Source organism: Thalassospira sp. UBA1131 (assembly GCF_002311515.1).
In the GTDB taxonomy this organism is placed as follows: domain Bacteria; phylum Pseudomonadota; class Alphaproteobacteria; order Rhodospirillales; family Thalassospiraceae; genus Thalassospira.
This window is the reverse complement of sequence record NZ_DCAO01000110.1, coordinates 40617-50325: the sequence shown is the minus strand read 5'-3', so window position 1 is coordinate 50325 and position 9709 is coordinate 40617. Positions and strand designations below refer to the sequence as shown.

Genomic DNA, 9709 nt, shown 5'->3' with positions numbered 1-9709 from the left:
ACCGACAGGTCCTTGACCAGATCCCATGCGGCATCAAGGGCCGCATCATCATACAGCAGCCCCACCCAAAGGGCCGGCAGCGCACAGATGCGTTTCCACGGGCCGCCATCGGCCCCGCGCATTTCAAGAAACTTCTTAAGACGTACTTCCGGGAAGGCCGTGGTCATATGATCAGACCAGTCATTCATGGTCGGGCGTTCACCGGGCAAAACATCAAGTTTGCCATCCATGAAATCACGGAACGACTTGCCCGCCGCATCGATGTATTTGCCGTCGCGATAGACGAAATACATCGGCACATCGAGCATGTAGTCGACATAGCGTTCAAAGCCAAAACCGTCCTCGAACACGAACGGCAACATGCCACAACGATCCGGATCGGTATCGGTCCAGACGTTTGATCGTGCGGACAAGAAGCCGCTTGGCTTGCCATCAACAAACGGCGACGCCGCAAACAGGGCGGTTGCCACCGGCTGAAGCGCCAAAGAGGTCCGGAATTTCTTGACCATGTCGGCTTCGGAACTGAAATCCAGATTGACCTGAATGGTCGAGGTCCTGAGCATCATGTCCAGACCAAGGTTTCCGACCTTGGGCATGTAATTTTTCATGATCTCGTAGCGGCCCTTGGGCATCCACGGAATGTCTTCACGTTTCCATTTCGGATTATGGCCGACACCGAGCATATCAATGCCAAGCCCGTCGCAAATCTCGCGGACTTCGTGAAGGTGCGTATGCACTTCACCACAGGTCTGGTGAATGTTTTTAAGCGGCGCACCTGAAAGTTCAATCTGCCCACCCGGCTCGAGCGAGACGGAACATTTGTCCTTGGTCAGTGCAATGACATTGCCGTTCTCAATGATCGGTTCCCAGTCATAATGTTCGGCCAGGGCATTAAGCAGCATTTTAACCCCGCGTTCCCCTTCATAGGGGATGGGGCGAAGATCATCGCGGGTGAAGGCGAATTTTTCGTGTTCGGTGCCGATGGCCCAGTCTTTTTTTGGCGTACAGCCGGACTCGAACCATTCGACAAGCTGGCGCCGGCTTTCAATTACCGGGCTGTCACCAGTGGAGGCGCTGACAGTCATAAGGGCTTCCCCTAATCTCTCGCAACGGGTCGGTGCGACCAATCGCCGATACGATCCTGAAATACGGTCAAAGCTGCAATTGCGGCCGTTTCGGCACGCAGAATACGCGGACCGAGGCTTACAGGCGTTGCAAAAGGCTGTTTGCGGATACGTTCAAGTTCGTCGGCGCTAAAGCCGCCCTCGGGTCCAATCACGATTGCATGGTTAACAACATTGGTATTGTCGATAAACGAGCCAGCGCCCTTTGCCAATAGCTGACTTAGTACTTCACCAATTGGTGACCCCGATCCTGTTTCATCACAAAATAGCAGATGGTGATTTTCCGGCAGATTTGCGACCCAGTCCAAAAGACGCACAGGTTCGCAAACCTCAGGCACAGTAAGGCGTTCACACTGTTCGGCCGCCTCAACAACCTGCGCCTGCAAACGATCAAGGCGGACCTTGTCGGTGATGCCATGTTGGGTGATGACCGGTTGCAAACTTTGAACCCCAAGTTCGACCGCCTTTTCAATCAGAAAATCAAGCCGTTGCTTTTTGATCGGTGCAAAAACAAGAGTCGGACCAACTTCATTGCCCTGTGCGCGCAATTGGCGTTCTGCGGTGACGCTGCCCTTCTTTTTGCGAAGCTCGCTGATCGTGCCCAGCCACTCCCCGTCAAGGCCATTAAAAATTTTTACCGGTGTTCCGGGCTTGAGGCGCATGACATGTTCGAGGTAATGAGACTGTTCGGGAGCAAGTTCGATTTCACTATCAGCCGTGATAGGATCCCGAACGAAAAGGCGTTGGCGGGCGCGCGTGGCATCAGCAGTCATAAAGGTCCCCAAAGCCGTTTTACGGCATCTTGAAATGGTTTTTTATCAGATAGGCCAATTATGACACAGGTCAACCAGCCAATACAGACCAGCAAGAACGATATGCCACAGGATGGCTGGATCGATCGTTTCATGCCCGAAGCTGTGCGGCCCTATCTGAAACTTCTGCGCCTTGATCGTCCGATTGGCACCTGGCTTTTGCTTTTGCCGTGCTGGTGGTCCACCGCCATGGCAGGCGGGTTAACCGATGCCATCACCACCAAACAGATCGTCATCATGATGGCGCTGTTCGGGGTGGGGGCGGTGATCATGCGCGGGGCCGGTTGCGTGATCAATGATCTGGCCGACCGCAATTTTGATGGCAAGGTCGAACGCACCACCACCCGCCCGCTCCCCAGCGGTCAGGTCAAGGTGTGGCAGGCTTTGCTGTTCCTTGGCTTCATGATGTTGCTTGGGCTTGGTATTCTGGTGCAATTCCGCATCGAGGCGATCATTGTCGGCATCTGTTCGATCCCGATCATCATCACCTATCCGTTCATGAAGCGGATCACCTATTGGCCGCAGGCCTGCCTTGGCCTTGCCTTTAACTGGGGCGCGCTGGTCGGCTGGGCGGCAGTGACCGGCACGGTCGAACCGGCTGCTATTGCCATGTATGCGGCGGGATTTTTCTGGACGCTTGGCTATGACACCATCTATGCCCATCAGGACAAGGATGATGATGCCAAGATCGGCCTGAAATCCCTGGCACTGCGTTTGGGCGATGCAACGCCGAAATGGGCCAAGGGGTTCTATACCATGACCACGCTTTTGCTGGGCGTTTCGGGCATGCTGGCTGGTTTGCACTGGTCCTATTTTGTCTTGCTGGGGTTGGCGGGCATTCACCTTGGCTGGCAGGTTGCCACCGTCAAGCTTGATGATGCGGCCAATTGCCTGAAGCGGTTTAAATCCAACCGCGATTACGGATTGCTGGTCCTTGCTGCCATCGTGCTTTCGCACCTGATTGCGAACGCATAACCCGATACCCCTTTTCAAGGTAAACCGCCAATGAGCGAGAATGTCTTCGCCGATGCACTGGTGCCCGATGTCGACGATCCGCAATTTGCCGATCTGATCGAAACATTCACCGTACCGGCCCGCGTGCCACTGGCACCGGAAATCGAGATGTATCTGGCGACCCACATCACCCCGCTTTGGCAGGCGACCGAGGATATCCTGGGTGTGCTTGATATCCCGCCGCCCTATTGGGCCTTTGCCTGGCCGGGTGGGCAGGCGATCACGCGCTATATCCTTGATCACCCGGAACTGGTGCGCGGCAAGCGGGTGCTTGATTTTGCCTGTGGTGGCGGCATGCAGGCGATTGCCTGCGTCCGTTCTGATGCCGCAGAAATCCTTGCCAATGACATCGATCCGGTGGCGATTACCGCCACAAGGCTAAACGCCAAACACAATGGTGTTGAAATCCCGACCACGACCGAAAATCTGGTTGGCACGTCGGCCCCGCAAAAACGCTGGGATGTGATTTTTGCCGGCGACGTCTGCTATCAGCAGGACATGGCAAATGCCGTTTTGCAGTGGCTGATGGCCGAGGCCCGCCTTGGCACCAAGGTCATCCTGGCCGACCCCGGCCGGACCTATGCGCCGACACATAACATCGACGAGCTTGAAACCTATGACGTACCAGTCGATGTCGCGGTCGAGGACACCGACACCAAATTCACCCGTATCTGGCAGCTTTTGCCGGACCGCGATTAATCCTGTTCAACAACAAGACGGCGAAATGCCGGATCATCAATGATCCGCAGCACGAATGGGGGGCTAAAGACCTGCCCGGCACGCTTGGCGAAAAGTGCCATCATTTCCCATTGATCAAGGGATGTGAACCGGCGATCTCTGGCCTCAATCGCAGACAAGGCAAACACCGATCCCTGATCAAAAATATGTCCGCGTGCAGATTGGTACATGCCGATGTGATTGGAAGTGACCCCGCAATCGAGATCAAGATCGCGACCCGGAAATTGAACATAGCTGTAATGGGCTGGCACCGATTCCGTGACATGCATATGGGCAAGTTGTGTCGGGGTGAGCCAGGTCACCGAAACACGGACGCGCGTACCCGGTGATGGCGCCAGCGTTGCCGGAACTGCGCCGTATCCGGTTATGTGAGTTGAATAGACAATATCATGATGCGCCAACCAGCCATGGGTCACCGGGATTTCATCTGAAAGGTTCTGATGGGTGAATTTTCGGGTCAGTTGAACCGGCGCACGATTGGACCCGACGGCCAGAACCGGCGTCCTGCCCTTTGTCGCAGCCGAGACGTCTGATGGCTCCATCGCAACTACGTCACCACCACGAAAAAGAAAATCGTGATCCGGCGCAGGATACGGATACAAAAACGCGCGCAGGAGGTCCTGCGCGCGTGGATGCTGTTCGATCTGGTCGCGCAACACGGGATCCGTGATCATATGCGCATCAGATATCGAAAACATATTGGTCGTCCGGCTTAGCCTTCGACGACGCGATAGCGATAGTTGCAGTCGTCAACATGCTGCCATGCCAGTTTCGACCATGCCTTTTCTGCATCGCCAAACGTGGCAAACGGGCCATGACGTTCTTCTTCCCCGCCAACCGGGGTTTCAAAGTCGGTGCTTTCATATTCGCCACCGACAACCCAGTATTCTTCAAGGCGTTCGATACGATACCGCGAATTCGCGTCATCAACCGACTGCCAGGCCATTTTCGACCATTCCTTTTCGGCGTCTTCGAAGCTGCCAAACGGACCAACTTTGGTTTCTTCGCCAATTGGCTTGTCGAAACCGGTATCCTGATAGGTGCCCCCGATAACCCAGTACTTGGCCATCTGTGCGTCCTTCATGCTTTTGGTGAGTTGCCAGGTCGCGTGCTGTGGGTCACGCGACTCTTTTCCTTGCCCATGTATAACCAAATGATGCGCTGACCAAAACCGCAAAATTATGCATCGCCGTGCAACGCAGCATTGTCAGATCATGTAGGGATGGATCGAACCGGTTACAAATGACGTATTTGACAACAGCAAGGTTGTCCCGTTTCGCTCCGCGGCGTATGAAGACAATCAGGTTTCAAAGCTTTGCAGATGACAGGTGCCATGCCCTATCAATCCCTTCGTGACTTCATGGATGCGCTGGAAAAAACCGGCCGTCTTGTCCGGGTCACTGAACCGGTCTCCCCCAATCTTGAAATGACGGAAATCCAGACCCGCCTTCTCGCCGAAGGTGGCCCGGCTGTTCTGTTTGAAAATGTTGTCGGTGATGACGGCAAAAAATACGACATGCCGGTTCTGGTCAATCTGTTTGGCACCGTGGACCGCGTGGCGGCGGGCATGAACCGCAAGCCCGAAGAACTCCGCGAAGTTGGCGAAACGCTGGCATTTCTCAAACAGCCAGAACCGCCCGCCAGCATCCGCGAAGCTTTTTCGATGCTGCCGCTTGCCAAGACTGTGATGGCGATGAAGCCCAAAACGGTTTCCAAGGCGCCGTGTCAGGAAGTGGTCCTTCAGGGTGATGATATCGATCTATCGAAAATTCCGGTGCAATCCTGCTGGCCCGGCGAACCCGGCCCGCTGATCACCTGGCCGCTGGTCGTGACCCAGGGGCCAAGTGCTGGCGCCAAAGGTGGGGACAAGCGCGATGTGTTTAACCTTGGCATCTATCGCATGCAGGTGTTGGGCAAAAACAAAACCATCATGCGCTGGCTGAAACACCGCGGCGGCGCGCAGCATCACGCGCGCTGGAAACAGGAAAAGCGTGAACCGCTGCCAGCTGCCATCGTTCTGGGCGCAGATCCGGGTACGATCCTTGCGGCTGTCACCCCGGTGCCCGACACCCTGTCGGAATATCAGTTTGCCGGTCTTCTGCGCGGTGAAAAGGTCGAACTGGTTGATTGCAAAACCGTCCCGCTCAAGGTCCCGGCCACGGCCGAGATCATTCTTGAAGGTTATGTATCGCTTGATGAATATGCGCCCGAGGGGCCGTATGGCGATCACACCGGTTATTATAACTCGGTCGAAGATTTTCCGGTCTTTACCGTGACCGCCATCACCATGCGCAAAAAGCCGATCTATCTGTCGACCTTCACCGGCCGTCCGCCAGATGAGCCGTCGGTTCTGGGTGAAGCATTGAATGACGTGTTCGTTCCGCTTTTGCAGCAACAGTTCCCGGAAATCGTTGATTTCTGGCTGCCGCCAGAGGGATGCAGCTACCGCATTGCGGTTGTTTCGATGAAGAAGGCCTATGCCGGTCATGCCAAGCGCGTGATGATGGGCGTCTGGTCATTCCTGCGTCAGTTCATGTACACCAAATTCGTCATTGTCGTGGATGACGATATTGATGTCCGCGACTGGAAAGATGTCATGTGGGCCATCTCGACCCGGATGGACCCGGTACGCGATATCACAACCGTCACCGAGACCCCGATTGATTACCTTGATTTCGCGTCCCCGGTTTCGGGACTTGGCGGCAAGCTTGGCCTTGATGCCACCAACAAACTGCCCGGCGAGACCAACCGTGAATGGGGCGAAAAGATCTATATGGATGATGACATCATCGACCGTGTTGATCAGAAATGGGAACGCTATGGCCTGCCCGGAACGGGCAAGAAGATTTGGCGGGACTGATCGCTAAAAGCCGTGAAAGACCATATCGAGTGCGTTGGTGAGGACGAAACTATCTTCGAACTCACCAACTTTCTCATCAATTTCTGCCAGACCAACCGTCGCGATAAACTGCGGCAGCAAAACCCAGTCGTCGCCATTGATCTGTATGACGGGATTAAGCCGCTCGGCTGGCAAGGCATATTCGGCAATTGGTTTCAGGGGCACGACAACCCGTGTCTGCAAATCAGAAAGCAGATCCGACTGCACATCGACGACATAGCCATCCTCGAAACGGCAAATATCCCCCTTGGCCATCAGAACTTCCGATGTTTGGCCAAAGGTATGCCGTTTTTCGCTACATAGCTGTTACTCGCTTCAAGGGCTGCCTTGTTTTGCTCTTTCCAGAGTTCAGCCCGTTTCATCGAAATCGCATCACGCAAACCTGACTCGGCTGAGCGCGAAATGTTGATCCCGAGTTTTTTGGCCTCTTGCAACAATTCAGCATCAAGACTGACATTTGTCGGCTTGCGCTGCTTGGCTTTGACATCTGCGGTCATTTACGCAAGCTCCATGTGCATATTTATGCGCACACTTTATCAGCAAACAACGCCAAGCTCAATTTCTGAAAAACATCCAGTGGTCGCCATTTTCATCCGGCTTCTCGGAATAGAAAAACTGCGGCGCATCACACATGAAATCATCAACGCGGATGGCGAAATTACACATATCCGCATCGCCCATAACTTCGGCCATGTATTCAGTGCTGTTTTCCTGCCAGCTCAGCACCGGTGGTGCCGTTTCATCAAAGACACAGAGCGCAAACTGCTCGGACTGCTTGAACGGGATATAACGGATTTCACTGCGATCTTTGGCACCATGGTTGGTCACAAACAACAGAGCGAAAAACGGGCCATCAGGGTTATCAAGGTCAACCCAACCGGCGATGCGATCAAGCACGCCATCACAGGTAAAATCACCGGTCAGCATCTGATGGCGGTAGTTTCGGGCATATTGCCCGCCCTGCCAGCGCATTTCGTAATAGAACTGTGCGCTTGAAACCGGATCGGTTTCGCCATTCGCATTCAGCTCCCACACGCCATTTTCATCCCAGCCTTTCATGACAGTCTTGCTGTCATCTGCGAATGCAGGGCTGACCAATCCGATCAGGCAAGCCACACTAAGCCCGGAAAGAATTTTCTGCTTGTTCATCGCGTTCCCGTTTATTTGCCGCCAATAGCACTTGTTTGTCTGACTATAGCAGAAAGCCGTTTGAAATCTGTAATTGACCGGGCCTTGCCATTCGGCCCTCGTCCTGCCACCTCTGAAACAAGGCAGGAATTTTAGGCCAAAACCAGCTTTTTGTTTCGGGTCTATGCGAAAACGTTCGTGCCCCCTATAACGTAAGAAACACATTCCGATACAAGGGAGCCTCCATGCCCAAGACCGACATGACACTTGATCGCATCAATGACCTTCTCGCACAGGCAAAAAAGGCCGGTGCAGACGATGCCGATGCCGTTTATGTCGAAGGCACATCGCTTTCGGTTGCCCAGCGTCTGGGCAAGATGGAAAAGCTTGAACGTTCCGAGGGGGCCGATCTTGGCCTGCGGGTTCTGATTGGCAAGAAACAGGCTGTTGTATCGTCATCTGATACCAGCGACGCCGCCCTTGCCGAATTGGTCGAACGTGCGGTTGCGATGGCCAAAAATGCCCCGGAAGATCCCTATTGCGGGATTGCCGACCCAAGTGAACTTGCCGAAACCTTCAATGTCGAAGCACTTGAACTGTGCGAGCCGGGCGAAGTTGATCAGGACAAACTGATCGAATGGGCCAGCGCCTGCGAAGAAGCCGCGCGCTCCGTCGACGGCATCACCAATTCCGAAGGATCAGAAGCCGTTTGGGGCCGCCATCAGATCACGCTGGCTGCGACCAACGGCTTTGCCAATTCCTATGCCGGGTCCGGCAGCCATATCTCGGTTTCCGTATTGGCGGGCAACGGCACAGGCATGGAACGCGATTACGATTATGACAGTGCAGTCTTTTCGACTGATCTGCGCGATCCGGTCGATATCGGCAAGAAGGCCGCCGAAAAAACCCTGCGTCGTCTGAACCCGCGCAAGGTCAAAAGCACGCAGGTCCCGGTGATCTATGATCCGCGGGTTTCGGCATCTATCGTCGGGCATCTGTCATCGGCGATCAACGGTTCCGGCATCGCGCGCGGCACCAGCTTCCTTCTGGATGCCATGGGCAGCGAGATCTTTGCGCCGCATATCAACATCATTGATGATCCGCACCGCAAACGCGGTCTGCGATCCAAACCGTTTGACGCCGAAGGTGTGGCAAACCAGAAACGCCATCTGATCGAAAACGGTGTTCTGAAAACCTGGATCATGGATCTGCGTTCGGCCCGTCAGCTTGGCCTGAAATCGACCGGTAACGCGTCACGCGGGGCCGGAAGCCTGCCGGGGCCATCGACCACCAACCTTTACATGGAACCGGGCACGATCTCGCCCGAAGACATGATCAAGGACATCAAGTCGGGCCTTTACATCACCGAGATGATCGGCAGCAGCGTAAATGGTGTGACGGGCGATTATTCGCGCGGTGCGTCGGGTTACTGGATTGAAAATGGCGAACTGGCCTATCCGGTGTCGGAAATCACGGTAGCGGGCAACCTTAAAGACATGTTCAAAACGGTCGTCCCGGCCAATGACCTGACATTCAAATACGGCACCAATGCCCCGACGCTTCGCATTGATGGCATGACGCTGGCCGGGCAGTAACCGACCTTCGCTATTGCCCAATCAAAAAAAGAACGCCCGGTCCATTTTGGCCGGGCGTTTTGCCTTTGCGTATCTGAAAATCCGGAGCGTCTAGGCCGACCGGATGGCATTGACGAAATTGTCCGTCGCACCTTTCAGGGTGGCAAAGTTCTCGGACAAAGTGCTGACCGCGGTTAAAACGTCGCTTGATGCTGTGCCTGCATCGTTTACAGCCTGTGAAACCGTAACAATATTGGAACTGACAACCGTAGTCCCGGTCGCGGCCTGTTCGATGTTAAAGGCAATTTCACGGGTTGCGGCCGATTGTTCCTCCACCGCCGAGGAAATGGTCGCAACAATGCCTTCCATTTCGCTGATCGTTTGGCTGATCAGTTCGATCTGGTTGGCGGCAAAGCCGGT

Annotated in this window: 11 protein-coding genes and 1 pseudogene; 4 read left to right on the top strand and 8 right to left on the bottom strand. The window is 54.7% G+C overall.

Annotated elements, in window-relative coordinates; genetic code table 11:
* Together B3Z49_RS18730 and B3Z49_RS18725 are read right to left on the bottom strand one after the other, a co-directional pair.
* Window positions 1-1085 (bottom strand): glutamate--cysteine ligase (locus tag B3Z49_RS18730; RefSeq protein WP_296993611.1); only part of this gene is annotated, 1085 nt, incomplete at its 3' end.
* An 11-nt stretch (window positions 1086-1096) separates the two neighbouring features.
* Entirely contained in the window at window positions 1097-1897 is an 801-nt protein-coding gene (locus tag B3Z49_RS18725) for a 16S rRNA (uracil(1498)-N(3))-methyltransferase (protein WP_063087326.1), read from the bottom strand.
* A 60-nt stretch (window positions 1898-1957) separates the two neighbouring features.
* Between B3Z49_RS18725 and ubiA the strand changes: the two genes are divergently transcribed.
* Window positions 1958-2911: a 4-hydroxybenzoate octaprenyltransferase gene (gene ubiA, locus B3Z49_RS18720; protein ID WP_120225506.1), complete on the top strand. Its 954-nt coding sequence runs from the start codon at window positions 1958-1960 to the stop codon at window positions 2909-2911.
* Window positions 2912-2941: 30 nt separating this feature from the next.
* On the top strand, window positions 2942-3649 hold the full coding sequence (locus tag B3Z49_RS18715; protein ID WP_063087324.1) for a class I SAM-dependent methyltransferase: 708 nt from the start codon (window positions 2942-2944) through the stop codon (window positions 3647-3649).
* Here B3Z49_RS18715 and B3Z49_RS18710 read toward each other — a convergent pair.
* A complete protein-coding gene (locus tag B3Z49_RS18710) occupies window positions 3646-4362 on the bottom strand; it encodes a hypothetical protein (RefSeq protein WP_296993591.1) in 717 nt (238 codons plus the stop codon). The two genes, B3Z49_RS18715 and B3Z49_RS18710, sit on opposite strands and share 4 nt — an antisense overlap.
* Window positions 4363-4400: 38 nt before the next feature.
* Complete coding sequence (locus tag B3Z49_RS18705; protein WP_064782192.1) at window positions 4401-4757, bottom strand: DUF4170 domain-containing protein; 357 nt, start codon at window positions 4755-4757, stop codon at window positions 4401-4403.
* Window positions 4758-5021: 264 nt separating this feature from the next.
* Here B3Z49_RS18705 and B3Z49_RS18700 point away from each other — a divergent pair, with 264 nt between their 5' ends.
* Window positions 5022-6548, top strand: a complete 1527-nt coding sequence (locus B3Z49_RS18700; protein WP_296993588.1) for a UbiD family decarboxylase — start codon at window positions 5022-5024, stop codon at window positions 6546-6548.
* A 3-nt stretch (window positions 6549-6551) separates the two neighbouring features.
* Here the strand turns inward: B3Z49_RS18700 and B3Z49_RS18695 are convergent, their stop codons facing one another.
* The 3 genes from B3Z49_RS18695 to B3Z49_RS18685 are packed head-to-tail and all read right to left on the bottom strand — an operon-like array spanning window position 6552 to window position 7736.
* Window positions 6552-6842: a CcdB family protein gene (locus B3Z49_RS18695; protein WP_296993586.1), complete on the bottom strand. Its 291-nt coding sequence runs from the start codon at window positions 6840-6842 to the stop codon at window positions 6552-6554.
* Window positions 6842-7084 (bottom strand): type II toxin-antitoxin system CcdA family antitoxin, encoded by a 243-nt coding sequence (locus B3Z49_RS18690; protein WP_064782149.1) that lies wholly within the window; start codon window positions 7082-7084, stop codon window positions 6842-6844. The genes B3Z49_RS18695 and B3Z49_RS18690 overlap by 1 nt, the downstream gene beginning before the upstream one ends.
* A gap of 58 nt (window positions 7085-7142) precedes the next feature.
* On the bottom strand, window positions 7143-7736 hold the full coding sequence (locus tag B3Z49_RS18685) for a hypothetical protein (RefSeq protein WP_296993583.1): 594 nt from the start codon (window positions 7734-7736) through the stop codon (window positions 7143-7145).
* Window positions 7737-7960: 224 nt separating this feature from the next.
* On the opposite strand from B3Z49_RS18685, the gene B3Z49_RS18680 reads away from it, so the two are divergent.
* Window positions 7961-9310, top strand: coding sequence for a TldD/PmbA family protein (locus B3Z49_RS18680; protein ID WP_296993581.1), 1350 nt, complete (start codon window positions 7961-7963; stop codon window positions 9308-9310).
* 90 nt (window positions 9311-9400) lie between these two features.
* Here the strand turns inward: B3Z49_RS18680 and B3Z49_RS18675 are convergent.
* Window positions 9401-9709 (bottom strand): annotated as a pseudogene (locus B3Z49_RS18675) (chemotaxis protein); the annotation flags it as partial.

Coding starts and splice junctions, on each gene's coding strand:
- B3Z49_RS18705 (WP_064782192.1), bottom strand. CDS start 4,757: ATGGCCAAGTACTGGGTTATCGGGGGCACCTATCAGGATACCGGTTTC.
- ubiA (WP_120225506.1), top strand. CDS start 1,958: ATGACACAGGTCAACCAGCCAATACAGACCAGCAAGAACGATATGCCA.
- B3Z49_RS18715 (WP_063087324.1), top strand. CDS start 2,942: ATGAGCGAGAATGTCTTCGCCGATGCACTGGTGCCCGATGTCGACGAT.
- B3Z49_RS18695 (WP_296993586.1), bottom strand. CDS start 6,842: ATGGCCAAGGGGGATATTTGCCGTTTCGAGGATGGCTATGTCGTCGAT.
- B3Z49_RS18680 (WP_296993581.1), top strand. CDS start 7,961: ATGCCCAAGACCGACATGACACTTGATCGCATCAATGACCTTCTCGCA.
- B3Z49_RS18700 (WP_296993588.1), top strand. CDS start 5,022: ATGCCCTATCAATCCCTTCGTGACTTCATGGATGCGCTGGAAAAAACC.
- B3Z49_RS18690 (WP_064782149.1), bottom strand. CDS start 7,084: ATGACCGCAGATGTCAAAGCCAAGCAGCGCAAGCCGACAAATGTCAGT.
- B3Z49_RS18725 (WP_063087326.1), bottom strand. CDS start 1,897: ATGACTGCTGATGCCACGCGCGCCCGCCAACGCCTTTTCGTTCGGGAT.
- B3Z49_RS18685 (WP_296993583.1), bottom strand. CDS start 7,736: ATGAACAAGCAGAAAATTCTTTCCGGGCTTAGTGTGGCTTGCCTGATC.
- B3Z49_RS18710 (WP_296993591.1), bottom strand. CDS start 4,362: ATGATCACGGATCCCGTGTTGCGCGACCAGATCGAACAGCATCCACGC.